The sequence below is a fragment of the Streptomyces diversicolor genome (assembly GCF_057537855.1).
Map to the genome: position 1 here is coordinate 16,548 of NZ_BAAJXA010000030.1, position 26,603 is coordinate 43,150.

Below are 26,603 nucleotides of genomic sequence, written 5' to 3' on the forward strand. Positions count from 1 at the left end.
TCGTCGCCCGAGATCTCCACGCGGAGATCGAGTCCTTCCCGGCGAGCCGGCCCGCGCTGCCCCGGGGGTAGAGTCCGCGCCATGCACCCGGTCGCTCGTTCCAGCACTCGCCTCGCCCTCCGCGAACTCGCCGTCGAGGACGTGGACATGGTGCTCGCCATTTACGGCAGCCCTGAGGCAACGGAGCACCTGTCGTTCGAGCCGCGCACCCGCGACCAGGTCGCCCAGATCGTGACCCGGTCCATCGCCGCCGCGACGGCGGACCCGCGCAGCGAGTACGCGCTCGCCGTCGTCAAGCGGGACACAGACGACGTGATCGGGTTCGGCCGGATCGCCATGGACCCCCACCAGCAGCGCGCAGCCACCTTCGGCTTCGCGCTGCGCCCGGACACCTGGGGCGTCGGCCACGGTCTCGAAACCGTTCGCCTCCTCCTCGGGCTCGGGTTCGAAACACTCGGACTGCACCGCATCTGGGGCGCCCGTTCCCCGCTCAACGAAGCCTCAGCGAAGACGATGGCGGCCGCGGGCATGGTCGAGGAAGGCACCATCCGCGGGCACATCCTCAAAGCCGGACAGTGGCGCGACTCCGTCGTACACGCCATGCTCGCGGACGAGTGGGCCACCCGCGCGCAAACGCCCTGATCGACGCCGTCGGCGCCCGGGACGCCGCTGACCGCCTGACCGAGTACGCCGACCTGAGCGGTGCCGCCTGATGAGAACGGTGACCTACCAACGCCACGAGGCGGACGCCGCCGCACGGCAAGTGGACGCGTTCCTGCCCGCGTACGAAGAGACGTACGCGGAACCGCCGTACTGTGAGGGCCCCAGCGACGTCGCCGAGTTCATCGAGCACTACCAGGTACACACCCGGCGCCCCGGCATGCGTCTGGTCCTTGCCCGTGACGGCGCGGAAGTCGTCGGCTTCACCTACGGCTACCACCTCGCCCCGGACACCCGCTGGTGGAAGAACCTCCAGGACGTGGCCTTCCCGGACGACTTCACGCGCGAGGACGGCCGACGCACGATCGCCGTCATCGAACTCGCGGTACGCAAGCCGTGGCGGCGGCACGGCATCGCCGGTGAACTGCACGCCCGCCTCCTGCAAGGCGTGGACGCCGAACGGGCCACGCTCACCGTGCGCCAGGAACCCGAGGCCGCTCCCGCGCAGTTGGCCTACGCCGCCTGGGGATACCGGAAGATCGGCGTGTCCCACCCGTGGCCGGAGGCGCCGTTCTACGATTGCATGATCCGCGAGCTACGCACCCAGGGGCCGTAGCCCCACTGCCGCACAGACGCCCCGCACTCGGCGGCAACCCTGACCTGACAGGTGTTCGCCTGGTCCGACAGGGTCGTGCGGGATGTGCCCGGAACCGGACGTGACCCAGTGGAGGCGCCACCTCTGACCTGCGGCGTTTTCCCGACCCGCGACGTTCTTCCTGCCTCGGCCCGCTCGGCCCGCCTAAGCCCGCCGTACAAAGGGCGTGCCCGACCCGGGCCCACGATCACCAGCCGGGAGGGCGGTCATGGCATGGGTTCCGTGTGCCAGGTTCGCCACAGGGCCGCGTATGCGCCGTCGGCCTTCACCAGGGCGTCGTGTGTGCCCAGTTCGGTGAGCCGGCCCTCCTCCATCACGGCCACCCGGTCCGCGTCGTGGGCGGTGTGCAGACGGTGGGCGATCGCGATGACGGTGCGGCCCGCCAGCACGGCGGCCAGCGCACGCTCGGTGTGCCGCGCGGTCGCCGGGTCCAGCAGGGCCGTGGCCTCGTCCAGGATCAGGGTGTGCGGGTCGGCCAGCACCACCCGGGCCAGGGCGAGCTGCTGGGCCTGGGACCCGTCGGTGGCCGTACCGCCGGGACCCAGCCGGGTGTCGAGACCGTCCGGCAGCTCGCGCACCCAGGCGTCGGCGCCCACCGCGGCCAGCGCCGCCCACAACTCCTCGTCGCCGGCCGCCGGTTCGGCGATCCGCAGATTGTCCCGTACGGTGCCGAGGAAGACATGGTGCTCCTGGGTGACCAGCACCACCTGCCGGCGCAGCCGCTCCGGTTCCAGATCCGCGATCGGCACCCCGCCCACCGTCACCGTGCCCGCGCCCGGCGCGTCGACGCCCGCGAGCAGCCGGCTCAGCGTGGTCTTGCCCGCGCCGGACGGCCCGACCACCGCCAGCCGCTCACCGGGCCGCACCGTCAGATCGACCCCGCGCAGCACCTCCCCGCCCCGCTCATAGGCGTACCGCACCCCGGACACGTCGATCCGGTCGTCCGCCGGGGCCGCTGCGCCGCCGTCCGGCACCGACCGCGGCGCCCCGGCCAGCCCCTCCACCCGGGCGAACGACGCGTTGCTGCTCTGCAGTTGCTCGATCCGCATCAGGATCTGGTCCAGCGGCTCGGTGAGCTGCCGCAGATACAGCGCCGCCGCCACCACCGCGCCGAGGCCCACCGCCCCGCGCGCGTGCAGCACCCCGCCGACCAGCAGCACCGCCGCCACCGCGATCGTGTACGACACCTCCACGGCCGGGAAGAACACCGTGCGCAGATACAGCGTGTACAGCCGGGTCCGCCGGGACGTGTCCAGCGCGTCCCGGCTCGCCGCGATCCGCCGCTCCTCAAGGCGGAACGCCTCCACCGTGCGGGCCCCGGACGCGGTGGCCGCGATGATCTCCGCGACCTGGGAGGTGGCCGCGCCCTCGGCGAGATAGCCGTCCCGGGCCCGGCGCAGATACCAGCGCAGCGCGCACCAGATCGGGATCGTCCCGAGCACTCCGAACAGGCCGAGCAGCGGGTCCAGCGCGAACACGGCGGCGATCACGAACAGCGCCTGTACGGAGGAGACCAGCAGCTCGGGGCCCACGTCCCGGAGCGTGGTGCCGACCGCGGCCACGTCCGCGGTGCCGCGCGCGGTGAGGTCTCCGGTGCCGGCCCGCTCCACCGTCGACGCGGGCAGCGCGAGCGCCCGGTCGACGAACTCCTCACGGACCCGGGCCAGCGTCCGCTCCCCGAACCGGTAGCCCACGTACCGGGCCCAGCGCGCCAGCAGCAGCTGGGCCAGCGCGCACACCAGGATGCCGAGCGCCAGCCGGTCCACCACCGCGACCCCGGCGCCGGCCCGGACCTCGTCCACGATCCGGCCGACCAGCCACGGCCCGGCAAGACCGGCCGCCGCGGCCAGCGCGTTCAGCAGCAGCGCGGCGGCGAAGGACCGCCCGTCGGCCCGCACCAGCCGCACCGTCGCCCGGCGCACGTCGGCCCGCCCGGCGACCGGCAGATGACCCGTGTCCTGCGTCACCGCACGACCTCCTCGGCGTTGTCCCGGGCCACCAGGGCGCGGTAGCCGGGCTCGTCCGCGAGCAGCGTGCGGTGCCGCCCGGTGGCCGCGACCTTGCCGTCCACCAGGTAGTGCACGGTGTCCGCGCAGTCCAGCACCAGCGGCGAGGTGGTGGTCACCACCGTCGTACGGCCGGTGCGCGCGGCCCGCAGCCGGCGGCCCACCGTGGCCTCCGTGTGCGCGTCCAGCGCCGACGTCGGCTCCACCGCGAGCAGCACCTCCGGACCGGCCAGCAACGCCCGGGCCAGCCGCACCCGTTGCCGCTGGCCGCCCGACAGGCTGCGGCCCTGCGCCGACACGGCCGAGTCGAGCCCGTCCGGCAGGCCCTGCACGATGTCGTCGGCGGCGGCCGCGTGCACGGCCCGCGCCAGCGCGGCGTCGTCGCGCTCCAGGCGTCCGGTCACCACCTCCCGCAGTGTGCCCGCGAACAGGTCTGCCTCGTTGTCGCAGACCAGGATCCGGGAGCGCACCTCGGCCAGCGGGATCGCGTCGAGCCGCACCCCGCCCCAGGTGGCGGCGGACGGCGCGAAGCGGCCGAGGCGGTCGACCACGGCCGCGGCGTCCGCGGGCCGGGCGGTGACCAGCGCGGTCAGCCGCCCCGGCGGCACCCGCACCCCTGACTCGGGATCGACCAGCACGGCCGGCTCCGCCGGGCCGGGCCGGGTCCCCTCGTCCGGCTCCGGGTCGAGCCGCAGCAGCGCCACCACCCGGCGCGCGGCCACCACGCCCCGGCTGAGCTGGTAGCCCATCTCCAGGAAGAAGGCCACCGGACCGACCAGCACCGCGACATAGCCGTACACCGCCACCAACTCTCCGATGCTCAGTTCGCCCGCGGCGGTCATCCGGGCCGCGAGCCAGGTGACCACCGCGAGGAACAGGGTCGGCAGGCCCACCCCGAGCGCCTGCACCCAGCTGGCCACCGCGCCCACCCGGTAGCCCTGCGCCCGCAGCCGCCGCGAGTCACCCCGGAACGCGTCCGCGAACAGCCCCTTGCCGCCGAGGCCGTTGAGGACCCGCAGTCCGCCCGCCAGATCGCCGATGCGCGCGGTCAGCACGCCCTGCCGCTCCCGGTACTCGGTCTCCGCCGCCTGCAACCGCACCGTCAGCGGACCCGCGACCAGCGCGATCACCGGCATCCCCAGCAGCACCACCGCTGCCAGCAGCGGCGAGACGGACAGCAGCACGCCGGCCACCACGACGTAGACCACCACGGAGCCCACCCCGGGTCCGACGACGGTCAGTGACTGGGCGATCGTCTGCACATCGCCGACGCCGACCGTGACGAGCTCCCCGGCCCCGGCCCGCCGCGGCAGCGCGGCCCCCAGCCGCACCGCGTGCCCGACGACCACCTTGACCGTGCGGAAGTTGGCGTCCATCCGCACCCGTGTCATCGTCCGGTGGCGCATGATGCTCAGCCACGAGTTGACCGCCCCGACCAGGAACAGCACCACGGTCCACGCGGCCAGCGCGCCCAGGTCACCCGCGACCAGACCGTCGTCGACCGCCCGGGCCATCAGATACGGCGCCGCCGCCATCAGCACCAGCCAGACGCTGCCCAGCAGCGCCCCGGCCAGCGACCGGCCCGGCTGGCACCGCACCAGCCACCACAGAAACCGCCAGCCGCCGCGCGTGTCGGGTGCCCCGGGATCCTCGTACGCGTCGATCATGCATGCTCCCCGTCCGTTCCGCTGTGCCAAGTGCTCCGCTGGTTGTGCCGCTCTGTGCCGTCGGTCGGCTGCGGCGTTGTTGTGCCTTGTCGCGCCGTTCCCCGCGCCCCCTTCGGGCGCCGAGTGCCGTCAGTCGTCTGCGGCGGCGTTGTGGCTTGGCGCGCCGTTCCCCGCGCCCCTTCGGGGCGCCAAGTGTCGTCAGTCGTCTGCGACGCCGTCGTGGCTTGGCGCGCCCGCGCGGCGGAGCCGCATATCGAATACAGCCCCGCGCCCCTTCGGGGCGGTGTCCAACCGCGGCGGTCGCTGTCAGGCCAGGCTGTCCCGCCAGGCGCGGTGGAGGTTCGCGAAGCGGCCCGTTCCGGCGATCAGTTCGGTGGGTTCGCCGTCCTCGACGATCCGCCCGTGCTCCATGACCAGCACCCGGTCGGCGATCTCCACGGTCGACAGGCGGTGCGCGATCACCACGGCCGTACGGCCGCGCAGCACCGTCGACATGGCCCGCTGCACCGCCCGCTCCCCGGGCACGTCCAGCGAACTGGTCGCCTCGTCGAGGATCAGCACCGCCGGGTCGGCGAGCAACGCCCGGGCGAAGCTGACCAGTTGACGCTGGCCCGCCGAGATGCGGCCGCCCCGCTTGCGTACGTCCGTGTCGTAGCCGTCCGGCAGCGCGTCGATGAACTCGTGCGCCCCGATCGCCTTCGCCGCCCGTTCGATGTCCGCACGGGTGGCGTCCGGGCGGCCGATGGCGATGTTCTCGGCCACCGTGCCCGAGAACAGGAACGACTCCTGCGTCACCATCACCACTCCGCGGCGCAGTTCGGGCGAGGACAGCTCCCGCAGGTCCACCCCGTCGAGCAGGACCCGGCCGTCGGAGGGGTCGTAGAACCGGGCGAGCAGCTTGGCCAGGGTCGACTTGCCCGCGCCCGTCGAACCGACCACGGCGACCGTCTGACCGGCCGGGATCGTGAGGTCGAAGCGGGGCAGTACCTCCCCGCCGGTGCGGTAGGCGAACCGGACGCCGGCGAAGACGACCTCGCGGCCGGGGCGGCCCTGCGCCGACCGCTCCGGCAGCGCCCGGGGCGCGGCCGGCTCCGGCACCGACGGTGTCTGCGCCAGCAGGCCCGCGATCTTCTCCAGCGAGGCGGCGGCCGACTGGTAGGAGTTGAGGAACATGCCCAGCCGGTCGATGGGGTCGTACAGGCGGCGCAGATACAGCACCGCCGCCGCGAGCACGCCGAGCGCCAGCGAGCCGGACGCCACCCGGGTGGCGCCCCACAGCACGATCAGCGCGACCGCCGTGTTGGCGACCAGCCGGGACCCCACGACATAGCGGGCCATCTCCAGCAGGGCGTCGCCGTTCGTCCGCTCGTGGCGCCGGTTGAGCACGTCGAACTCGGCGTCGTTCGCGGCCTCCCGGCGGAAGGCGCGCACCGGCCGGATGCCGTTCATCGTCTCGACGAACTTCACGATCACCGCCGCGATGGCCGTGGAACGGAGCCGGAACACCCGCCCGGCGCGCCGCTGGTAGAGCCGTACCAGCAGATACAGCGGCACGAAGGAGGCCACCGCGACCGCGCCGAGGCCCAGGTCGAGCCAGAGCAGCATCGCGGAGATGTACACGAAGGACAGGATCACCGTGACGAGTTCCTGAAGCCCCTCGCTGAGCAGTTCGCGCAGCGACTCCACGTCCGCGGTGGAGCGCGAGATGAGCCGGCCCGAGGTGTACCGCTCGTGGAAGTCGACGCTCAGCGCCTGCGCATGCCGGAAGATGCGGCCGCGCAGGTCGAGCAGCACGTCCTGGTTGACGCGCGCGGCCGCCTCGATGAACGCGAACTGGAGGCCGCCGGAGAGCAGCGCGCACAGCAGATAGCCGACGCCGACCGCGATCAGCGGGCCGTGCTCGCCGCCTCGGAGGGACGGTACGGCGCTGTCGATGGCGTACGCCACCAGCAGCGGACCGGCCTGCACGGCGGCCTGCTGGAACAGCAGCAGCAGCGTGGTGACGGCGACGCGGGCCTTCATCGGGGCGAGCAGCGAGCGCAGCAGGGTGGCCGTGGCACCCGGCGGAGCGGGCAGCACGTCCCGGTCGAAGGGGTCCTGGGAGTCCTGCGGCCGGGCCGGAGCGTCCCCCGCGTCCGGCGGGGTCACGGACCCGGAGGCGGCGGGCGGCGGAGCCGACGAGGCGGGAGCGGTCATCGAGCATCCTCCACTTCCGTGCCCGGCACACCGGCGGCTCGCGGCGCACCACCGCGTCCGTCTCCGTTCCGTTGGTCACCCGCGCCGGATCCGGGCCGTTCGCCGGCGGCGGGTTGTCCGGTCCGTCCGTCGGGCCGGTCGTCGGTTCGCCGGTCCGACGGCCGGCCTGCCTGTTCCCGGGGTGCGGCTGCGGCGTGTCGTCCGGCGTCTGTTCCGGTCCGTGTCCCGGCCTGTGCCCTCGGGTGTCCGTCGTCCTGTGCGGCCGCGCCGGGTGCGGGCTCTTCGCCGGACATCAGGTGGGCGTACTCCGCGTTGGTGCGGAGCAGTTCGTGGTGGGTGCCGATCGCGGCGATGCGGCCCTGGGAGAGCAGGGCGACCCGGTCGGCGAGCAGCACCGTCGAGGGGCGGTGGGCCACGATCAGCGCGGTGGTGTCCGCGAGGACCCGGCGCAGCGCGGCCTCCACGGCGGCCTCGGTGTGCACGTCGAGCGCGGACAGCGGGTCGTCCAGCACGAGGAAGCGCGGGCGGCCCACCACCGCCCGGGCGAGCGCGAGCCGCTGCCGCTGCCCGCCGGACAGGCTGAGCCCCTGCTCGCCGACCTGGGTGTCCGTGCCGTGCGGCAGGGCGTGCGCGAACTCGGCCTGCGCGACGGACAGCGCCCGCTCCAGGTCCGCCCGGCCGGTGCCGCCGTCGCCGCCCATGAGGACGTTCTCCGCGACGGACGCGGAGAACAGTGTCGGTTCCTCGAAGGCCACGGCCACCTTCGCGCGCAGCTCCTCGCGGGGCATGGCGGTGATGTCCCGCCCGTCCAGCGTGATCCGCCCGGCGGTGGCCTCGTGCAGCCGGGGGATGAGCGCCGTCAGGGTGGTCTTCCCGCTGCCGGTCGCCCCGACCAGGGCCATGGATTCGCCGGGGCGGATGTGCAGGTCGATGCCGTCGAGGGTGGGCGGGGAGCCGGGCGGGGCGTCGGGATAGCGGAACCGGACGCCGTGGAACCGGAGTCCGCCGTCCGCCGGCCCCGGCTTCCGGTCGGGGCCGCCGGTTCCCCCCGGCTCCTCCACCCGGGCGTCCCGCGCCTCGAAGTACCGTTCCGTCGCCGTCGCCGCCTCCTGCGTCATCGCCAGCAGGAACCCGATCGAGTCCACCGGCCAGCGCAGCGCGAGCGCCGTGCTCAAGAAGGCGACCAGCGTCCCCGCGGACAGCTGACCGTCCGCCACCCGCACGGTCCCCAGCACCAGCGCCGCGCCGATCGCGACCTCCGGCAGCGTCACGATGACGGCCCAGATCGTCGCCAGCAGCCGCGCCTTGCGCAGCTCCGTGTCGCGCAGCGTCCCCGACAGCTCGCGGAACGCCCGCGCCTGGCTGCGGTGCCGGCCGAACCCCTTGATGACGCGGATGCCGAGCACGCTCTCCTCGACGACCGTCGTCAGGTCGCCGACCTGGTCCTGGGCGAGCCGCGCCACCAGGGAGTACCGCCGTTCGAAGACCGCACAGGTCCACATCAGGGGCACCGCGGGCCCGAGGACGACCAGCCCGAGCAGCCAGTCCTGGGACATCATGATCGCCACGCCGACCAGGATGGTCACACCGTTGACGAGCAGGAACGTCAACGGGAAGGCGAGGAACATGCGCAGCAGCATCAGGTCGGTGGTGCCCCGGGAGAGCAGCTGGCCCGACGCCCAGCGGTCGTGGAAGGCCACCGGCAGCCGTTGCAGATGCCCGTACAGCTCGGCCCGCATCTCCGCCTCGACGTGCGACAGCGGCCGGGCCACCAGCCACCGCCGCAGCCCGAACAGTCCCGCCTCCGCGATCCCGAGCAGCAGCAGGTACAGCGCGCCCAGCCACACGCCCGCCGGATCACGGTCGGCGACCGGACCGTCCACCATCCACTTCAGGACCAGCGGGATCACCAGCCCCACACAGGAGGCGACCACCGCGACGAACGCGGCGGTACACAGCCGTACCCGCACCGGGCGTACATACGGCCACAGCCGCATCAGGGTGCGCACGGTGGAGCGGTCGGGACGGTCCTTGGTGGGTGCATGTGTCGAGGGCATCACACGGAGCCTACGGACCAGCACCGACAACGCCCACCGAGTTTCAGCCGGGGTCCCCTCCGCCGTTGGTCCTACGACCAGCGTGTTCGCGGTGCGACGCACCTGGCGGCACGACGGGTCGCACAGATGCGCGCACGGGGCGTAAGGCCGCGCCCCGCAGGGGCGCGGGAAACCGCGCGACAAGCCACGCCGGCGCGGCAGCCGAAGAACGGCGCGGCAACCCCACGACAGAGCAGCGCTGCCAAAGAACGGCGCGGCAACCGCACGACGGCACCCCGCGGCCCGTCCGGCCGAGGTCACAGAACCCGCAGCAGCAGCACCGCCCGCTCCGGCACCGTGATCGCCGCACCGGCCGCGTGCACCACGCCCGGTGCCTCCGCCTGGTCCTCCCGGGACGTGTCGACGACGACCTCGTAGCGGTCCGCCCACGGCGGTCCCGGCAGGACGAAGGGCGCCGGGCGGTCCCCGGCGTGCAGCACGGTGAGGAAGCTGTCGTCGAGGATCGGCGCGCCCCGCTCGTCGCGGCCCGGTATGTCACGCCCCGAGAGGTACATGCCGAGCGCGGCGGCGGGGGCGTACCAGTCGTCCTCCGTCATCTCCGCGCCCCGCGAGGTGAACCAGGCCAGATCGCGCAGTCCGTCCGCCGTGTGGGCGCGCCCGGAGAAGAACGCGCGCCGGCGCAGCACCGGGTGCCGGTGGCGCAGGGCGATGAGACGGCACGTCAGGTCGAGCAGCGCCCGCCAGCCGGGCTCCGCCGCCAGCGACCAGTCCAGCCAGCTGATCGGGTTGTCCTGGCAGTAGGCGTTGTTGTTGCCCTGCTGGGTGCGGCCCAGTTCGTCGCCGGCCACCAGCATCGGTACGCCCGTGGACAGCAGCAGCGTGCTGAGCAGATTGCGCATCTGCCGGCGGCGCAGCGCCCGGATCCGCTCCTCGTCCGTCTCGCCCTCGGCCCCGCAGTTCCACGAGCGGTTGTCGCCGGAGCCGTCCCGGTTGTCCTCGCCGTTCGCCTCGTTGTGCTTGCGCTCGTAGGACACCAGGTCACGGAGGGTGAAACCGTCGTGCGCGGTGACGAAGTTGACCGAGGCGTAGGGGCGGCGGCCGCCCCAGGCGTACAGGTCGCTGGAGCCGGACAGCCGGTAGCCGAGGTCGCGCACGTCCGGCAGCGCGCCGCGCCAGAAGTCACGGACGGCGCCACGGAAGCGGTCGTTCCACTCGGTCCACAGCGGCGGGAACGCGCCGACCTGGTAGCCGCCCGAGCCGATGTCCCAGGGCTCGGCGATGAGCTTGACCCGGCGCAGCACCGGGTCCTGGGCGATCACCGCGAGGAACGGGGAGAGCATGTCTACGTCGTGCAGGGAACGGGCCAGCGCCGCCGCCAGGTCGAACCGGAAGCCGTCCACGCCCATCTCCGTCACCCAGTAGCGCAGCGAGTCGGTGATCAGGCGCAGCACCTGCGGCCGTACGACGTGCAGGGTGTTGCCGCAGCCGGTGTAGTCGGCGTACCGGCGGGCGTCGTCCTGGAGGCGGTAGTAGCCGCGGTTGTCGATGCCCTTGAGGGAGAGCGTCGGGCCCAGCTCGCCCGCCTCCGCGGTGTGGTTGTAGACCACGTCGAGGATGACCTCGATGCCGGCCGCGTGCAGGGCGCGGACCATGCGTTTGAACTCGCCCACCTGCTCGCCGGCGGTACCGGAGGCCGCGTAGGCCGCGTGCGGGGCGAAGTAGCCGATCGAGTTGTAGCCCCAGTAGTTCCGCAGTCCGCGGCGCAGCAGATGGTCCTCGTGCGCGAACTGGTGCACGGGCAGCAGTTCCACCGCGGTCACGCCCAGCCGCACCAGGTGCTCGATGGCCGCCGGATGGGCCAGCCCGGCGTAGGTGCCGCGCAGTTCCTCGGGGATGCCCGGGTGCAGTTTGGTGAACCCGCGCACATGCAGCTCGTAGATCACCGAGTCCGCCCACGGCGTCTTGGGCCGGCGGTCGTCGGCCCAGTCGTCGTCATCGTGGACGACGACACCCTTGGGCACGAACGGCGCCGAGTCCCGCTCGTCGCGCACGGTGTCGGCGACATGCTGCTCCGGCCAGTCCCGCACGTGCCCGTACAGCTCCGGTGCCAGCCCGAAGGTGGCGTACTCGCCGTCCACCGCGCGCGCGTACGGGTCGAGCAGCAGCTTGGCCGGGTTCCACCGGGCGCCGGTCCACGGGTCCCAGCGGCCGTGCACCCGGTAGCCGTAACGCTGGCCGGGCCGCACGCCCGGCAGGAAGCCGTGCCATATCTCGTGCGTCAGCTCGGTCAGCGCCACCCGGGTCTCCCGGCCGGCGTCGTCGAACAGACACAGCTGGACGGCCTCGGCCCCGCCCGCCCAGAGCGCGAAGTTGGTGCCGGCGCTCCCCTCGGGGCCGGGCCGGAACCGGGCCCCGAGGGGCGTGGGGGCGCCCGGCCAGACGGCCGGCGCGGGCGGCGTGGGACGCCGGGCGCCGCTCGTCGCGGCGGCCCTGCGGCCGTCCTGCCCGGCCCGCCCCTGAGCCGTCGCCCGCTGCTCGGCTGCGCTCGTCACCCTGTCGGCCCCTTAGCGTCGGCTCGTTCGCCCACGGGGGCGCACCCGGCCCGCGCCATGCGGCCGGGTGCGCCGTACCCCTTGGGCAACGGCGCGCCCGGCCGCATGACACGGCGCGCCCGCGGCGGCTCGCGCGGGCGCGGCGGCTCCCCATCTCGTCGTCCTCCCCCTGTTCTGCCCACAGCGTGCGTCGCACTCACGTTTCCCCAGGGCCGGGCCGTCGTTGAGTCACGCGTGAGGCATGGACATGGGCGCGCACGGCGCGCGACGGCCGCACTGGCCGCGGTGTTGACATGGGCAGGGCTGCTGGCGGGCGCCGCCGGCTGTACCTCGGGCGGCGACCTCGGCATCGGCCGGTTGTTCGGCAAGCCGCCGGCCCCCAAGGACGCCATCAGCGTCTCCCCGGACGACGGCGGCAAGAACGTGCGCCCCGGCGAACGGCTACGGGTACGGGTGGCGAGCGGACGCCTGGAGTCGGTGCGGGTGGTCAAGCACCAGGACGCCCAGGAGAGTCCGGTCGCCGGGCACATCACCGGCGACGGCATGCTCTGGGAGCCGGACGAGCGGCAGCTGGCGCTCGCCGCCAAGTACACGGTGGACGTGGTGGCCCTGGACGGGCACGGGCGCCGCTCGGCCCGGCACACCGAGTTCACCACCCAGGTGCCGGCGGAGCGTTTCATCGCGTACATCACTCCGGAGAACCGCTCCACCGTGGGCACCGGGATGATCGTCTCGTTGAGTTTCAACCGGGACATCGCCGACCGTGCCGCCGTCGAACGCGCGGTCCGCGTCACGGCGCGGCCCGCCGTCGAGATCCGCCCGCACTGGTTCGGCAAGAACCGACTCGACTTCCGCCCCGAGCGGTACTGGAAGCCCGGCACCAAGGTCACCGTCGATCTGGCCCTGCGCGACGTCGAGGGAGCGCGCGGCGTGTACGGACTCCAGCGCAAGACGGTCGAGTTCACCATCGGCCGCAGCCAGGTCTCGCTGGTCGACGCGGCGGAGCACACCATGGAGGTGCGGCGCGACGGCCAACTGCTGTCCACCGTGCCGATCACCGCCGGGGCCCCGGAGACCACCACGTACAACGGGAAGATGGTGGTGATGGAGATGTACGAGGTCACCCGGATGAACGGCCAGACGGTCGGCTTCGGCGGCGAGTACGACATCCCCGACGTCCCGCACGCCATGAAACTCACCGACACCGGCACCTATCTGCACGGCAACTACTGGGCCCAGGACGCCCCCGGGGTGGCCAACGTCAGCCACGGCTGCGTGGGACTCAGGGACGTCCAGGGCGGCAGTTCCAGCACGCCCGCGGGCTGGTTCTTCGACCGCACCCTCATCGGTGACGTCGTCGAGGTCGTCAACAGCGACGACGACGTCGTCGATCCCGGCAACGGCCTGAGCGGATGGAACATGGGCTGGAAGGAGTGGAAGGCGGGCGGCGCGGTCAAATAACGGGAGGGGGAGAGCGGTTGGGGTGGCCGACGGGCGGGCCGCGAACGGCGGAAGTTGCGACGGAACGGTGACCATTGCCTGACACGAAGCTCAAAACCCTGCGGTTAATATGCGCCAGAGTGTGCGTACGACGCACCGGGGCGGGGGCCTGACCAGGCCCGGCGGAGGGGAGAAGAGTTGAACGTGCGGCCGATATCGGGGGCGTCGGTTGACGCGCGGCGGCGGACGGGCAAGGGGGGTGGCGGGCGGACGCGGAAGGGACTGCCGGCGCTCATAGCCGGCGTCCTGCTCATGGGCGTCACCGCGTGCGGCGGTTCGGGGCCGGACTCCGGGTCCGGCTCCCAGGACGGCAAGGGCAAGGACTCCTCGACGCAGCGGAGCACGCAGTCGCAGGCCGTCGTCACCGTCGCCCCCGAGGACGGCGCCCGGTCGGTCGGCACCAGCGGGGCCCTGAAGGTCTCCGCCGCCAAGGGCAGGCTGACCGAGGTCGTCGTCAAGGACGCCAAGGGCAGGACGGTCGACGGCACCATCACCGGCGGGGGCTCCCGTTGGACGCCGTCCCGTCATCTGGCCGCCGCCACCGCGTACACGGTGCACGCGGTCGCCGAGGACTCCGCGGGCCGCAAGGCCGCCGAGGACTCCCGCTTCACCACACTGACCCCGCAGCACACCTTCACCGGGTACTTCACCCCCGAGGACGGGTCCACGGTCGGCGTCGGCATGCCGTTCTCGCTGCGCTTCACCCGGGGCATCACGCATCCCGAGGACGTCGAGAAGGCCATCAGCATCACCACCGAGCCGGCCGTCGACGTCGAGGGCCACTGGTTCGGCAACGACCGCCTGGACTTCCGCCCCGAGAAGTACTGGAAGGCGGGCACGAAGGTCACCGTCCGGCTCGACCTGGACGGCGTCGAGGGGCGGCCGGGCGTCTACGGCAAGCAGGCCAAGACCGTGAAGTTCACCATCGGCCGCAACCAGGTCTCCGTCGTGGACGCCAAGAAGCACACGATGAAGGTCACCCAGGACGGCAAGGTCATCAAGACCATCCCGGTCACCACCGGCAAGCCCGGCTACGACACCTGGAACGGCCAGATGGTCATGAGCGAGAAGCTCACGGTGACCCGGATGAACGGGGAGACCGTCGGCTACGGCGGCGAGTACGACATCAAGGACGTGCCGCACGCCATCCGGCTGACCACCTCGGGCACCTTCATCCACGGCAACTACTGGGGCGGCGGCGCCTTCGGCAACTACAACGCGAGCCACGGCTGCGTGGGCCTGCGGGACGTGCGCGGCGGCTGGGACAAGGGCGCACCGGCGGCCTGGTTCTTCAACCACTCGATGATCGGCGACGTGGTGGTCGTCAAGAACTCCGACGACCGCACGGTGGCCCCGGACAACGGCCTCAACGGCTGGAACATGCCGTGGAAGGAATGGACCGCGTAACGGCAGGCGCGGCGCCGCGTCCCGCGTCGATGCCCACCTGCGCCACGGGCCCGCCACCCCCGACACCAGCCGCCGCACGGCGGCGGACCGGGTGGCCGTGATGGAGGATGGCCGACTCACCGAACTGGGCACACACGACGCCCTGGTGAAGGCCGACGGCGCATACGCGGCCCTGTGGCGAACCTGGCACACGGAGGGCACACCATGACCCTCTTGGCCGCACAGCCCGTCGCCGCCCACCGTGTCGTGGATCGTGCTGCCTCCGGGGTTTGCCGACAGCTCCCCCCGGAGGCGTCCCTCGGTCAGGCCTTGGCCGCCGCGACCTCTCGCACCCGGCCCGCGAGTTCTCGCACAGCACGGGATTTGGCGTACGGTGCGAGATCCGTGCGCAGGGTGGCGAAGTGGTCGTCACCGCGGATGGACGAGACGTGTTCGTACTCGTCGAGGAAGCGGCTCCAGGACTGGCATGCGGCGTCCACGTGCCCGTACCTGAGCTGTCGTTGGGCCAGTACCGCGTAGGCGTGTACGCGGCCCTGCCGCTCCTGGGCGGGCTGGAGCCGGATGGACTGCTTCATCGCCTTGATGCTGCCGGAGAGATCACCCTCTTCCTTCAGCACGTGGGAGACGTGGAAGAGATAGGCGGTCTGGTCGTAACCGCCGATTGCGTCGCGCCGGTTGTCGGCCTTGCTCAGCGCTGTCTCGGCTTCGCGTAGACGGGTGTGGGCCTGGTGCCGGTCGCCGACCATGGATGCCGCGTGGGCCTGCTGTCCACGCAGGAACGCGACCAGACGAGGCCCTGCGGTCGGCGCCGCCTTGGCCGCGGAGTCCGCCAGGTCGAGTGCCATCTGCCCGCGTCCGAGGTTCGAGGCTTGCAGCGACATGCCGCGCAGCGTGCGGCAGTAGGTGATGTGATCGCCGGCTTCGTCAGCGAGTTTGAGCGCCTTGACGTAGTAGGTCTGTCCCAGACCGTGAGCCTTCTCGTACATGGCCATCCAGCCCGTCAGGTACGTGAGGTCGGACGCGGCGGCGAGTATGTCCCGCTTGACCGGCTCGGATGCCTGCGCCCGTAGCCACGGGCCCACGGTGTTGACGAGGAAGGCGGCTGCCATCGGCCGGGCGTGACCTGCGCCGAACTCATCCAGAATGTCCGCGATCCTCGCCGTCATGGACCGCACGGAGGCGACTTGGGACGCACCGATCCGGGTCGTCGCCTTTCCTGGTGTGACCGGACTGTCGGCGGCCCGTGCGGTCTGCTGGAACGCGGGCACGGACAGCGCTGCCGAGAAGAGAGTCGCGGCCAGAACTCCGCGACGGGATGGATCCATGTCCGCCCTTCCCAAGTCGATCAACTCCTCAACGGTATCGACCGGTTGAGAGCCGTCGCCGGACACGGCGGGCTGGAGACCGGCTTCCTCGTGGGTCACCGGTCGCCCTAGACGAGCAGACAGGGCTTCCAGGATCAGTGGCCTGACCTGGGGCTTCGGCGGCGTACCGGCAATCCAGTGCGCGACGGCGGTCCGGTCGTAGGTGAGACGCAGCCCGGCTTGCGGGCCGAGCCGGTTGACTTGTTGTGCCAGTTGCGTGCGCGTCCATCGTGCCTGCTCAAGCAGCTTGTCCAAGGCAAGGTTGGGCGTGCGGTCTCTCGTGGCCATGTACTCACTCCCGACAGCTCCATGGCGTTCACGGTGTTCACGGTCGCACCTGTCTCCAACGGTACCCGCAGTGCGTAGTCGGGCGATTACCTCTTACGAGCAATCAGAATCGTCTCGGCCAGGGGAGCAAAGGTGGCCAGCGCACAAGCATTGAAACGGGACGTCTCCACGCCGGAGGCTGACCAATGACGCGCTCAGGGAGACGGCCAGGGGCGCTGGTGCCCAGGATGCAGTCGGCGCAGGCCGTGCTTCCTGGCCGTCTGCTCACGGGGACGCTGGTCCTCCTGCCCCCCGCCTGGCGTCCATGTCCCGGAGTCGGTGGCCGGGCGCGGCCGGCTCGTCCCGCCCTGCCATCCGGAGACGGGCGCGCCGCTGTGCGCCGAGGTGATACCCGGTGGCGCCCTCGTGGCCGGTGTCGGCCGCTGACCCCATGACCGGCTCCGGTCGCTCGCGCCCCAGGGGGCGACCGGAGCCCCCAGCCGCTCGCCGGCCGGCCCGGCACACCCGATCCCGTGAAACCGTGCGGTGTGCCGGGCTGCCACTCTCATCTCGAACAGGAAGGTTCTCGATCGTGTTGCCTTCGGCACCGCCAGGTGTTGTCCCGTATATCGCCGGTTGGAGTGAGGAAAGGCTGCTGTCGTGTCCGATCGTCCGCCGCCGCGTGGTCCCGGGGATCGCGTACGTGGATGAAACCCCGTACGACCGGGACAGTTTCGGTGTGCTCTGGGTCCGGTACGCGCTGCGGGCGAAGCGGCGCCGGGGCAGCCCGCAGCTGCGGAACGTCCACCCCTACCGGCAGCGCCGCGCGATGCTGAACATGATGTGCCAGGTCTGCGGTCGGACGCCGCCGGACCCACATGGCCCGCATCTGTTTCTCCTGCGGGACAGCGTCGGCCCGATCCGGGAAGGCGAGCGGACGACGAGTCCGCCCGTGTGCGTGCCCTGCGCCGGGATCTCCATCCAGCTCTGCCGTGCCCTGCGCGGGGGGCGGTTCGTGGCGGCATGGGCCCGGCGCGTGCCAGCGTGGGGAGTCGTCGGGCCCCTCCACCACCCCGTGACACTCCAGCCGATCCCGGGGTGCCACATGGAGCAGGTGAAGTACGGGTCGGAGTGGGCACCGTGGGTCCGGGCCGCTCGCACGATGGTGGAGCTGCGTGACGTGACACCGGCGGACCTCGACCGGGAGTTCGCGGCCCTCGGGCGGGACCGCCTGGAGGAGGAGTTCGCCCGGGTCGCGGAGCTGACGGCGGTCACCTGCACCTGAGGCACCCCCCTCGGGCCGGCCGCGGCGCCGTGACCGGTTCCCTGTGCCGCAAGGACCCGCACCCCTCCCGCGTGGTCCCCGGCCCGAGGTGTGGGCCCGTCAGTTGGCGTTTGGTGGTGTATCGGCGTCCCGTCGGCTGTGAACGACCGCTAACCTGCGGAGCATGACCGTACATCTCGAAGTCGCCGAAGGCGTCGGCACGCTGCGGCTCGACCGCCCGCCGATGAACGCGCTGGACGTCGCCCTGCAGGACCGGATCAGGGAGCTTGCCGAGGAGGTCACGCGCCGCGACGACGTGCGCGCCGTGGTGCTCTACGGCGGCGAGAAGGTGTTCGCGGCGGGCGCGGACATCAAGGAGATGCGCGCCATGGACCACGCCGCGATGGTCCTGCGCGCCCGTGGCCTTCAGGACTCCTTCACCGCCGTGGCCCGCATCCCCAAGCCGGTGGTCGCCGCCGTCACCGGCTACGCGCTCGGCGGGGGCTTGGAACTCGCGCTGTGCGCGGACCACCGCATCGCCGCCGACAACGCGAAGCTGGGCCAGCCGGAGATCCTGCTCGGTCTGATCCCGGGCGCCGGCGGCACCCAGCGGCTGCCGCGGCTGATCGGCCCCGCCAAGGCCAAGGACCTCATCTTCACGGGCCGTCAGGTCAGGGCCGACGAGGCGCTGGCCATCGGCCTGGTGGACCGGGTGGTTCCGGCCGCCGACGTGTACACCGAGGCGCACGCCTGGGCCGCGAGGCTGGCACGGGGCCCGGCGATCGCGCTGCGCGCGGCGAAGGAGTCGATCGACACCGGCCTTGAGGCGGACCTCGACACCGGGCTCGCCGTCGAACGGACCTGGTTCGCGGGGCTGTTCGCCACCGAGGACCGCGAGCGGGGCATGCGCAGCTTCGTGGAGGAGGGCCCGGGCAAGGCCACGTTCCTGTGAAGAACTCCCGCCAGAACACTTGCAATTGACGCCATGTCTCATCCGGGGTCCCTCGATGGGGCGGATTGTGGCAGCCTTGAGGCTGCCCTGAGTCTGCCTTGTCGAGGAGACCTGTCCCTTGCCCGGGAACCAACCGTCTGCGCAGGTCAACCAGGCCGCCATCAGCCCTGACATGTCTTTGGCATATGCCGAAGGGGTACCGCGCAAGGACAGCCCGTCACGGGCGTATTCCTGCGGAACGGCCACGGACAACGCCCGGGGCGGCCATGATGGGGGCATGGCGGGGCTGGAGGGCATCGAACAGCCGCGGGGACACGGCCGTGCGACCACGGCGCGCTGGTCGCCTGCGGTCGAGGACGAACAAGCGCTCAAGGTACTCGACCTGTTCGGCAACCCCGCCGATGCCGAGGTCCCGCTGCCGTCCCGCCCCGAGTCCGCGGCCACCGCCCGCCGGCTCGCGCAGGTCGTGGTCCTGCGCCACTGGGGGCTCACCCCGAAGCTGACCGAGGACGCCGTCCTGCTCGTCTCCGAACTCGTCGGCAACGCCGTGCGCCACACCGGCGCCCGTGTCTTCGGGCTGCGGATGCGCCGTCGTCGCGGCTGGATGCGGGTGGAGGTCCGCGACCCCTCGCGCGGGCTGCCGTGTCTGATGCCGGTGCAGGAGCTGGACATCAGCGGCCGGGGGCTGTTCCTCGTGGACAGGCTGTCCGACCGGTGGGGCGTGGACCTGCTGCCGCGGGGCAAGACGACATGGTTCGAGATGCGGGTGACCGACCGCTGACGGCCGGCGGAGCGCCACGCGACGCGACCCGGGAACTGTCCCTCGATGGGCGCAATCAGCGTTTTTTCGTATCTCATGCCTTTTAAATGGTGTGCGTGACCACGACCGACCGCCGCGGGGCCCTGCGCGCGGGCGCCGGGCTCGTCACCGGTGGCGTCCTCGCCGCCGGGTGCGGGTCCGCCGCGGGCTCCGGGCAGCCCGCACCCACGCGCCCCACCGCCACCCTCGCGCCCACCCCCGCGAAGGCCACGCCCCGCGCCGCCCCCGCACCCCGGGCCTTCCCCCGGCAGCCCGCCCAGATCAGCCACGGCCCGCGCGACCACCCCCGCGTCGCCCTCACCTTCCACGGCCAGGGCGACCCCGCGCTGGCCCGCGCCCTGCTCACCGAGGCCGAACGGCGCGGCGCCCGCGTCACCGTGCTCGCCGTCGGCAGCTGGCTGGACGAGCACCCGCAGATGGCCCGCCGCATCCTCGACGGCGGCCACGACCTCGGCAACCACACCCAGCGGCACCTCTCGGTCAACACCCTGCCCGAGGCCGAGGCCCGCGCCGAGATCACCGGCTGCGCGGACCGGCTGAAACGGCTCACCGGCTCGATCGGCAGCTGGTTCCGCCCGTCCCGGGCCCAGGCCGCCTCCCCGCTGGTCGAACGGCTGGCCCGCGCCGCGGGCTACCCGCATGTGCTGTCGTACGACGTCGACTCGCTCGACCACACCCAACCGGGCCCGGCCGCCGTCACCCGCACGGTCCTCACCGAGGTCACCGCAGGATCGGTGGTCAGCCTGCACTTCGGCTACCCGGACACGGTGGCCGCCCTCCCCGACGTCCTGCAAGAACTCGACCGCCGCGGACTGCACGCGGTCACCACCACGGAGCTGCTGAGCTGATGCAACCCACCCTCGCCGCCCGCGTCCTGTCCGCCGCTGCCGCCCTGTCCCTGCTGTCCGCGCTGTCCGGGTGCGGCGACCCCGAGCACCGCACGGACACGGCGATCCCCAGCAAGGCGCCCGTCCCCGGCCGGTCGATGGGGCACCAGGGCGACGGGCTGCCCGGCATGCCGCCCGTGCTCGACCCGAAGGACGTCTACGCCGCCGACCGCCCCGGCCTGCTCTCCCCGGTCGTCGACGACTTCCCGTCACGGATCTACGTACCCAACACCAACTCCAACACCGTCAGCGTCATCGACCCGAAGACGTACAAGGTCATCGGGACGATCCCGGTCGGCGTCCAGCCCCAGCACGTCGTGCCCTCCTGGGACCTGAAGACGCTGTGGGTCAACAACGACCGCGGCAACTCCCTGACCCCCATCGACCCGAGGACCGGGAAGGCGGGCAAACCGGTCCCCGTGCACGACCCGTACAACCTCTACTTCACACCCGACGGCAAGTACGCGATCGTCATGGCCTCCCTCGACCGTCAGCTGGTCTTCCGCGACCCGCACACCATGAAGACCGCCAAGGCCGTCCCGGTCAGCTGCTACGGCGTCAACCACGCCGACTTCTCCCTGGACGGCCGCTACTTCATCGTCTCCTGCGAGTTCAGCGGCGAACTGCTGAAGGTCGACACGGCGCGGATGGAGGTCGTCGCGCAGCAGAAGCTGCCGCTCCAGGGCGCGATGCCCCAGGACGTCAAGATGTCGCCCGACGGCAGGCTGTTCTACATCGCCGACATGAAGGCCAACGGGATGTGGATCCTTGACGGCGACACCTTCGACAAGCCGCGGTTCCTGGCCACCGGCAAGGGCGCCCACGGCCTCTACGTCAGCCGCGACTCCCGCGTGATGTACGTGTCCAACCGGGGCGAGGGCACCATCTCCCTGTTCGACTTCGGCCGCGGCAAGCTCACCGGGAAGTGGCGCCTGCCCGGCGGCGGCAGCCCCGACATGGGCGGCGTCTCCGCGGACGGCAAGGTGCTGTGGCTGTCCGGCCGCTACCACTCCGAGGTGTACGCGATCGACACCCGCACCGGCGCCCAGCTGGCCCGCATCAAGGTCGGCAGCGGCCCGCACGGACTGGCCGTCTATCCGCAGCCGGGCCGCTACTCGCTCGGGCACACCGGCATCTTCCGCTGAAGAGCGGCCAGTTGGACACGCCCCCGATGGGGTGACGGTCCCGGCCGCACGGCCAGGGAACCGGGATCGTCACCCCCATGACCAGTACCCGCCCGCGGCGCCGCGCCGCTGCCGCCGCCCTCTGTCTCACGGCCGTCCTCGCCACGACGGCCGCGGCCCCGGCCGACTCCACCCCCGTGCGGGCAGCCGCCGAGGCCGCCCCGGTCTGCCCCCGGTTCGAGGACCGGATCGAGGCGGCCGCCGACCGCCGCGTCGACATCGGCCGGATCACCCCGACGCCGGCCTGGCGCACCGGGTGCGGCACCCTGTACCGCAGCGACAGCCGCGCCCCGTCCGTCGTCTTCGAGGAGGGCTTTCGGCCCAAGGACGTGGTGAACGGGCAGTACGACATCGAGAAGTACGTCCTCGTCAACCAGCCCTCGCCGTACGTCTCCACCACCTACGACCACGACCTGTACAAAACCTGGTACAAGTCCGGCTACAACTACTACATCGACGCGCCCGGCGGCATCGACGTCAACAAGACCATCGGCGACACCCACCAATGGGCCGACCAGGTGGAGGTCGCCTTCCCCGGCGGCATCCAGCGCAAGTACGTCATCGGCGTCTGCCCCGTCGACAAGACCACCAAGACCGAGATCATGAACGAGTGCCGGAGCAATCCGCACTACCGGCCCTGGCACTGAGCAGCGCCTCCGCCGCCACCGGGCGGTAGCCGGCCGCAAGGAACGCCCGCAGGCTGCGGGCGTTCCCCGGCGACACCTGCGCCCACACCGGCTCGTCGGCGAGCCGCAGCGCCGCCGCCACGAGGTCCCGTCCCAGCCCGCGGTGGCGCGCCGCCTTGTCCACCTCCACGGACACCTCCAGCCGTCCGGCCACCCCGCGGCCCAGCACCACCACCCCGCCGTCCGCCGCCCAGGCCCGTACCCCGTCGCGGCGCTCGCGGGCGTAGCCGATCCGGGGATGACCCGGGTCCGTGACCTCCCGGAGCGCGAGCGGCGGCCGACCCGGCAGCGCAGTGCCGACCAGCAGCGCGTCGACCGTGTCGTGGGCGCGCCCCGTGCGCGCCATGAAGTCCGCCAGGAAGCGCGGATGCACGGCGGCGGCCAGCGGATCGCAGTCGACCGCGTCGAGCGCCCCGCGCACCCACCCCTCGTCCTCGTCCGTGAACACCACCGCGTGCGCGGTGAAGGCGATCACACCCGCGTGGCGGTGCGTGTGCTGCGGCACCACGGTCGTGCCGCCGTCGTCCGGCGGGAAGACTCCCCGGGCCGCCGCGTCGAGAATGTCCCGCAGGGTCTTCGTCACGCCCGCACTCCCGGCTCTCCTTGAGTCTCCACCCACTGGAAGGCCCAGACTGGCAGACATGCAGCACCCTCCGCGGGGCCACCCCCCAGAGCCCCCGTACGACGGCGGCGGCCTGTTCACCATCGGCGAGCTGGCCCGGGCCACCGGACTGACCGTGCGCACCATCCGCTACTGGTCCGACGAGGGCGTCCTCGACCCGGTGGCCCGCTCGGCCGGCGGCTACCGGCTCTACGACGCCGCCTCCGCCGCCCGTCTGGAGCTGATCCGTACCCTGCGCGAACTGGGCCTCGGCCTGGCTCAGGTGCGGGACGTGCTCTCCGGCGAGCGGACGGTGGCGCAGGTAGCCGCCGCGCACGTGGCGGCCCTCGACACCCAGATCCGCTCGCTGAAGGTGACCCGCGCGGTGCTGTCGACCGTGGCCCGACGCGGCTCGACCGCACAGGAGATGACACTGATGAACAAACTGGCGCGGCTGTCGGCCGCCGAACGGCAGCGGATCGTGGACGAGTTCGTGGAGGAGACCTTCCGCGGGCTCGACACCGCCGACCCGGCGATCCGGGAGCGGATGCGGCACACCGGGGTGAACCTGCCCGACGATCCGACGCCGGCCCAGGTCGACGCCTGGGTGGAGCTGGCCGAACTGCTCCAGGACCCCGGCTTCCGGGCCGCGATGCGCCGGAACATCGAGGTCAACGCGGCCGACCGCGGCCCGGACACCCCTGCGGGCGCGTCCCTGTGGTTCTTCCGGCGCATGGTGGACCTGGTGGGCGCCGCCCGGGCGCGCGGCGTTGCCCCCGAGGGCCCGCAGGCCGACGCGGTACTGGCCGAACTGCTCGGCGAGGGCGCCGACCACGCGGCGGTGCTGCGCCGCATCGACCTCGGCGCCCAGGTCGCCCGCTACCGCGAACTGGCCGCCGCCGTCGCCGGACACCAGGAGCCTCCGCGGCACCAGGAGGAGTTCGCCTGGGTGGTCACCGCGCTGAGGGCGCGGACGGGCGGTTAATCTGACCCGCGGCACTACGCCGACACGGCACGAGAAACACGAACAAAAAGGGGCGGATCGGTGGCGGACATCGACGAGGCACGCAAGCACTTCGAGCGGATCGACGCGGACGGCGACGGGTTCATCACCGCCGCCGAGTTCAAGACCGCCCTGGCCCAGGGGGGCGACTGGAACGTCACCGAGTCGGTGGCCGAGGCCGTCATCAAGACCCGCGACCTCAACGGCGACAAGGTGCTGTCGTTCGACGAGTTCTGGGCCTACCTGAACAAGTGACATGAGCGCAGCGGGGGGCGCCCGGCCGGGCGCCCCCCGCTGTCACACCGGCCGCTCGACGCGCACGGTCCAGCGGCCGCCGTGGCGTTCCAGGACCAGTGGCAGGTCGAAGCACTTGCCGAGCCGGTCGCCGGTGAGCACGTCATCGGCCGGGCCCTGGGCCAGACTGCGCCCGTCGCGCAGCAGCAGGGCGTGCGTGGTCCCCGCCGGCAGCTCCTCCAGATGGTGGGTGACCAGCACCGTCGCCAGCCGCGGATGCTCCCGGCGCAGCGCGTCCAGCGAACCGAGCAGCTGTTCCCGGCCCGGCAGGTCGAGGCCGGTGGCCGGCTCGTCAAGGAGCAGCAGCCGCGGCTCGGGCATCAGCGCCCGCGCGATCAGGGTCCGGCCGCGCTGCCCCTGGGAGAGCGTCGGCCAGCGGGCCTCGCGACGCTCGGCCAGCCCCAGCGTCTCGATGAGCCGGTCCGCCCGCGCATCCTGCTCCGGCGTCGGCCGCCAGCGGGGCAGCGGCGCGACCGAGTTGGTGAGCCCGGTCAGCACCACACCGCGCACGGTCAGCGGCTCGGTGAGCGGATGGCGGGGGTCGACGTGTCCCACGTACGACCGCAGCTCCCGCACGTCGACCCGGCCGAGGCGCCGGCCCAGCACCTCGACCGTGCCGCGCGTCGGATGGGTGAGGGCGCCGAGCAGGCCGAGCAGGGTGGACTTGCCGGCACCGTTGGCGCCGAGCAGCGCCCAGTGCTCGCCCGCCCGCACGGTCAGCGAGACCTCCTGGAGGATCGGCCGGCCGTCGCGCACGACGTGCACGTCCTCCGCACGCAGGACGATCACCGGCGCACCGCCCGGTTCACCGCGGACAGCACCGCCAGCACGGTGGCGGCCGGCGCCGAGTCGTCCTGTCCCGCGCCCCACACCGTCCGGCCGGCCACCCGGCACTCCGCGAAGGCGAACGGCCCGCTCGCGGCGGTCTCCAGGACCTCGACGGGGTACCCGGCGCCCGTCAGCGCGGCGGCGAACGCGGCCAGCGGGCCGGCGCCGGTGCCCGTGTGCTCGGCGATGCCGTGCTCGGTGCGCAGGGCGCAGACGAACCGGTCGCTGCCCGGCCCGTCCTGGCGGCTCGACCAGGACTCCAGCCGCAGCGGGCCGTCGTCCAGGTAGGCGGCGCTGAAGAGGTCGTACAGCTCCTTCGGGGTGACCTCCCGCCCGTCGGCGTCCGCCACCTCCTGGACGAGGCGCGCGAACTCGGGCCGCATGCGCTCCGGCAGGTCGACGCCGTGCCGCGTGCGCAACAGGAAGGCCGAACCGCCCTTACCCGACTGCGAGTTGACCCGGATCACGGCCTCGTAGGAGCGGCCCAGGTCGGCCGGGTCCACCGGCAGATACGGCACCGACCAGGGCGCCTGCCGCTCCGGTACCCCCGACTCGGCCGCCCGGCGGGCGTGCCGGGCCAGGCCCTTGCTGATCGCGTCCTGATGGGTGCCGGAGAAGGCGGTGTGCACCAGCTCGCCCGCGTACGGGTGGCGGGGGTGTACGGGCAGCCGGTTGCAGTGCTCGACCGTCTCCCGTACCGCGTCGATGTCGCCGAAGTCGACCATCGGGTCGACCCCTTGGGCGTAGAGGTTCAGTGCGAGGGTCACCAGGTCGACATTACCGGTGCGTTCGCCGTTGCCGAACAGACAGCCCTCCACGCGCTGGGCGCCCGCCAGCAGGGCCAGTTCGGCGCAGGCGACACCGGTGCCGCGGTCGTTGTGCGGGTGCACGGACAGGATCACCGAGGTGCGGCGGGACAAGTGGCGGTGCATGTACTCGATCTGGTCGGCGTAGACGTTCGGGGTGGCGATCTCCACCGTCGCGGGCAGGTTGTGGGTGACCGGGCGGTCGGGGCTCGCGTCCCACAACGTGGTCAGTTGGTCGCACAGTTCGAGGACGAAGTCGGGCTCGGTGAGGTTGAAGGTCTCCGGCGAGAACTGGAAGCGGACGCCTGCCCTGTCCCCGGCCCGGCGCGCCATGTGCCCGGCCGCCTCCCGCACGGTCCGCCGCACCTCGGCCCGGTCCCGGCGCAGCACCACCTCGCGCCACACCGGCGAGGTCGCGATGTACAGGTGGACCACGGCCCTGGGCATCCCCTCGATCGCCTCGAAGGTGCGGTCGATCAGGTCCGCCCTGGCCGGGGTGAACACGACCGGGGTGACGTCGTCGGGGACGGCCCCGGAGGTCACCAGGTGCCGTACGAAGTCGAAGTCGGTGCGGCTCGCCGACGGGTAGCCGATCTCGATCTCCTTGAAGCCGAGCCGGACCAGCAGGTCGAAGAAGCGGCGCTTGCGGGGCGTGTCCATCGGCTCGGCCAGCGCCTGGTTGCCGTCGCGCAGGTCGACGGGAACCCACAGCGGCGCCTGGGTCAGGCGCGCGGAGGGCCAGGAGCGGTCGCCGGCCGGGACGTGCACGCGCCGGTCGTAGGGGCGGTAGCGGTGGTACGGCATGGGGCTGGGGCGCTGGGGATTCCAGCCGGTAGTCAGGACGGTGGCCATCGTCGGGTGGTGCCCTTCGGCTCGGTCGGACGGTGACCGGCGGCACGGCGACCCCGCGGCGGGGTGCCGGTCGCGTCAGGCCCCGCCGCGGCAGC

The 26,603-nt window shown here is 72.6% G+C and carries 21 protein-coding genes; 12 read left to right on the forward strand and 9 right to left on the reverse strand.

Annotated elements, in window-relative coordinates; all coding sequences use genetic code 11:
* The first annotated feature begins 81 nt into the window (after positions 1–81).
* The gene (locus AC27LF_RS30465; protein WP_479657284.1) at positions 82–642 is read left to right on the forward strand and encodes a GNAT family N-acetyltransferase; all 561 of its coding nucleotides are present in this window, start codon (positions 82–84) and stop codon (positions 640–642) included.
* Positions 643–712: 70 nt separating this feature from the next.
* Positions 713–1,276, forward strand: a complete 564-nt coding sequence (locus tag AC27LF_RS30470; RefSeq protein ID WP_479657283.1) for a GNAT family N-acetyltransferase — start codon at positions 713–715, stop codon at positions 1,274–1,276.
* A 245-nt stretch (positions 1,277–1,521) separates the two neighbouring features.
* On the opposite strand, the gene AC27LF_RS30475 is transcribed toward AC27LF_RS30470, so the two are convergent.
* The 5 genes from AC27LF_RS30475 to glgX form a co-directional block, all read right to left on the reverse strand.
* Positions 1,522–3,282 (reverse strand): ABC transporter ATP-binding protein, encoded by a 1,761-nt coding sequence (locus AC27LF_RS30475; RefSeq protein WP_479657282.1) that lies wholly within the window; start codon positions 3,280–3,282, stop codon positions 1,522–1,524.
* Positions 3,279–4,988 (reverse strand): ABC transporter transmembrane domain-containing protein, encoded by a 1,710-nt coding sequence (locus AC27LF_RS30480; protein WP_479657281.1) that lies wholly within the window; start codon positions 4,986–4,988, stop codon positions 3,279–3,281. The genes AC27LF_RS30475 and AC27LF_RS30480 overlap by 4 nt, the downstream gene beginning before the upstream one ends.
* 306 nt (positions 4,989–5,294) lie before the next feature.
* Positions 5,295–7,184 (reverse strand): ABC transporter ATP-binding protein, encoded by a 1,890-nt coding sequence (locus tag AC27LF_RS30485; protein WP_479657280.1) that lies wholly within the window; start codon positions 7,182–7,184, stop codon positions 5,295–5,297.
* Complete coding sequence (locus AC27LF_RS30490) at positions 7,181–9,241, reverse strand: ABC transporter ATP-binding protein (RefSeq protein WP_479657279.1); 2,061 nt, start codon at positions 9,239–9,241, stop codon at positions 7,181–7,183. Before AC27LF_RS30490 ends, AC27LF_RS30485 begins: the two co-directional genes overlap by 4 nt.
* A 296-nt stretch (positions 9,242–9,537) precedes the next feature.
* Complete coding sequence (gene glgX, locus AC27LF_RS30495; RefSeq protein ID WP_479657278.1) at positions 9,538–11,793, reverse strand: glycogen debranching protein GlgX; 2,256 nt, start codon at positions 11,791–11,793, stop codon at positions 9,538–9,540.
* Positions 11,794–12,027: 234 nt separating this feature from the next.
* On the opposite strand from glgX, the gene AC27LF_RS30500 reads away from it, so the two are divergent.
* Together AC27LF_RS30500 and AC27LF_RS30505 are read left to right on the forward strand one after the other, a co-directional pair.
* The gene (locus tag AC27LF_RS30500) at positions 12,028–13,254 is read left to right on the forward strand and encodes a L,D-transpeptidase (RefSeq protein ID WP_479657277.1); all 1,227 of its coding nucleotides are present in this window, start codon (positions 12,028–12,030) and stop codon (positions 13,252–13,254) included.
* 177 nt (positions 13,255–13,431) lie between these two features.
* Entirely contained in the window at positions 13,432–14,700 is a 1,269-nt protein-coding gene (locus AC27LF_RS30505; RefSeq protein ID WP_479657276.1) for a L,D-transpeptidase, read from the forward strand.
* Positions 14,701–15,002: 302 nt separating this feature from the next.
* Here the strand turns inward: AC27LF_RS30505 and AC27LF_RS30510 are convergent, their stop codons facing one another.
* The gene (locus AC27LF_RS30510) at positions 15,003–16,352 is read right to left on the reverse strand and encodes an NsdA family TPR-like regulatory protein (protein ID WP_479657275.1); all 1,350 of its coding nucleotides are present in this window, start codon (positions 16,350–16,352) and stop codon (positions 15,003–15,005) included.
* A 682-nt stretch (positions 16,353–17,034) separates the two neighbouring features.
* On the opposite strand from AC27LF_RS30510, the gene AC27LF_RS30515 reads away from it, so the two are divergent.
* The 6 genes from AC27LF_RS30515 to AC27LF_RS30540 all read left to right on the forward strand — a co-directional run bounded on the left by AC27LF_RS30515 (position 17,035) and on the right by AC27LF_RS30540 (position 22,085).
* Positions 17,035–17,616, forward strand: coding sequence for a hypothetical protein (locus tag AC27LF_RS30515; RefSeq protein WP_479657274.1), 582 nt, complete (start codon positions 17,035–17,037; stop codon positions 17,614–17,616).
* A gap of 163 nt (positions 17,617–17,779) precedes the next feature.
* Positions 17,780–18,547 carry an enoyl-CoA hydratase/isomerase family protein gene (locus AC27LF_RS30520; protein ID WP_479657273.1) on the forward strand — a complete coding sequence of 256 codons (768 nt, stop codon included), beginning with the start codon at positions 17,780–17,782 and terminating at the stop codon, positions 18,545–18,547.
* 277 nt (positions 18,548–18,824) lie between these two features.
* Positions 18,825–19,328, forward strand: a complete 504-nt coding sequence (locus AC27LF_RS30525) for an ATP-binding protein (RefSeq protein WP_479657272.1) — start codon at positions 18,825–18,827, stop codon at positions 19,326–19,328.
* A gap of 86 nt (positions 19,329–19,414) precedes the next feature.
* Entirely contained in the window at positions 19,415–20,215 is an 801-nt protein-coding gene (locus AC27LF_RS30530) for a polysaccharide deacetylase family protein (RefSeq protein WP_479657271.1), read from the forward strand.
* Entirely contained in the window at positions 20,215–21,399 is a 1,185-nt protein-coding gene (locus tag AC27LF_RS30535; protein WP_479657270.1) for a YncE family protein, read from the forward strand. The genes AC27LF_RS30530 and AC27LF_RS30535 overlap by 1 nt, the downstream gene beginning before the upstream one ends.
* 77 nt (positions 21,400–21,476) lie before the next feature.
* Positions 21,477–22,085: an ADP-ribosyltransferase gene (locus tag AC27LF_RS30540; protein WP_479657269.1), complete on the forward strand. Its 609-nt coding sequence runs from the start codon at positions 21,477–21,479 to the stop codon at positions 22,083–22,085.
* On the opposite strand, the gene AC27LF_RS30545 is transcribed toward AC27LF_RS30540, so the two are convergent.
* Entirely contained in the window at positions 22,039–22,707 is a 669-nt protein-coding gene (locus tag AC27LF_RS30545) for a GNAT family N-acetyltransferase (protein WP_479657268.1), read from the reverse strand. The genes AC27LF_RS30540 and AC27LF_RS30545 overlap by 47 nt on opposite strands.
* Before the next feature lie 58 nt (positions 22,708–22,765).
* Here AC27LF_RS30545 and AC27LF_RS30550 point away from each other — a divergent pair, with 58 nt between their 5' ends.
* The gene (locus AC27LF_RS30550) at positions 22,766–23,710 is read left to right on the forward strand and encodes a MerR family transcriptional regulator (RefSeq protein WP_479657267.1); all 945 of its coding nucleotides are present in this window, start codon (positions 22,766–22,768) and stop codon (positions 23,708–23,710) included.
* Between the two features lie 60 nt (positions 23,711–23,770).
* Positions 23,771–23,983 (forward strand): EF-hand domain-containing protein, encoded by a 213-nt coding sequence (locus AC27LF_RS30555; protein ID WP_479657266.1) that lies wholly within the window; start codon positions 23,771–23,773, stop codon positions 23,981–23,983.
* 42 nt (positions 23,984–24,025) lie between these two features.
* Here AC27LF_RS30555 and AC27LF_RS30560 read toward each other — a convergent pair whose 3' ends face one another.
* Complete coding sequence (locus tag AC27LF_RS30560) at positions 24,026–24,811, reverse strand: ABC transporter ATP-binding protein (RefSeq protein ID WP_479657265.1); 786 nt, start codon at positions 24,809–24,811, stop codon at positions 24,026–24,028.
* Positions 24,808–26,508 carry a 2-isopropylmalate synthase gene (locus AC27LF_RS30565; protein WP_479657264.1) on the reverse strand — a complete coding sequence of 567 codons (1,701 nt, stop codon included), beginning with the start codon at positions 26,506–26,508 and terminating at the stop codon, positions 24,808–24,810. Before AC27LF_RS30565 ends, AC27LF_RS30560 begins: the two co-directional genes overlap by 4 nt.
* Positions 26,509–26,603: the final 95 nt, after the last annotated feature.

Coding starts and splice junctions, on each gene's coding strand:
- AC27LF_RS30465 (WP_479657284.1), top strand. CDS start 82: ATGCACCCGGTCGCTCGTTCCAGCACTCGCCTCGCCCTCCGCGAACTC.
- AC27LF_RS30470 (WP_479657283.1), top strand. CDS start 713: ATGAGAACGGTGACCTACCAACGCCACGAGGCGGACGCCGCCGCACGG.
- AC27LF_RS30480 (WP_479657281.1), bottom strand. CDS start 4,988: ATGATCGACGCGTACGAGGATCCCGGGGCACCCGACACGCGCGGCGGC.
- AC27LF_RS30485 (WP_479657280.1), bottom strand. CDS start 7,184: ATGACCGCTCCCGCCTCGTCGGCTCCGCCGCCCGCCGCCTCCGGGTCC.
- AC27LF_RS30490 (WP_479657279.1), bottom strand. CDS start 9,241: ATGCCCTCGACACATGCACCCACCAAGGACCGTCCCGACCGCTCCACC.
- AC27LF_RS30510 (WP_479657275.1), bottom strand. CDS start 16,352: ATGGCCACGAGAGACCGCACGCCCAACCTTGCCTTGGACAAGCTGCTT.
- AC27LF_RS30520 (WP_479657273.1), top strand. CDS start 17,780: ATGACCGTACATCTCGAAGTCGCCGAAGGCGTCGGCACGCTGCGGCTC.
- AC27LF_RS30525 (WP_479657272.1), top strand. CDS start 18,825: ATGGCGGGGCTGGAGGGCATCGAACAGCCGCGGGGACACGGCCGTGCG.
- AC27LF_RS30530 (WP_479657271.1), top strand. CDS start 19,415: ATGGTGTGCGTGACCACGACCGACCGCCGCGGGGCCCTGCGCGCGGGC.
- AC27LF_RS30535 (WP_479657270.1), top strand. CDS start 20,215: ATGCAACCCACCCTCGCCGCCCGCGTCCTGTCCGCCGCTGCCGCCCTG.
- AC27LF_RS30540 (WP_479657269.1), top strand. CDS start 21,477: ATGACCAGTACCCGCCCGCGGCGCCGCGCCGCTGCCGCCGCCCTCTGT.
- AC27LF_RS30550 (WP_479657267.1), top strand. CDS start 22,766: ATGCAGCACCCTCCGCGGGGCCACCCCCCAGAGCCCCCGTACGACGGC.
- AC27LF_RS30565 (WP_479657264.1), bottom strand. CDS start 26,508: ATGGCCACCGTCCTGACTACCGGCTGGAATCCCCAGCGCCCCAGCCCC.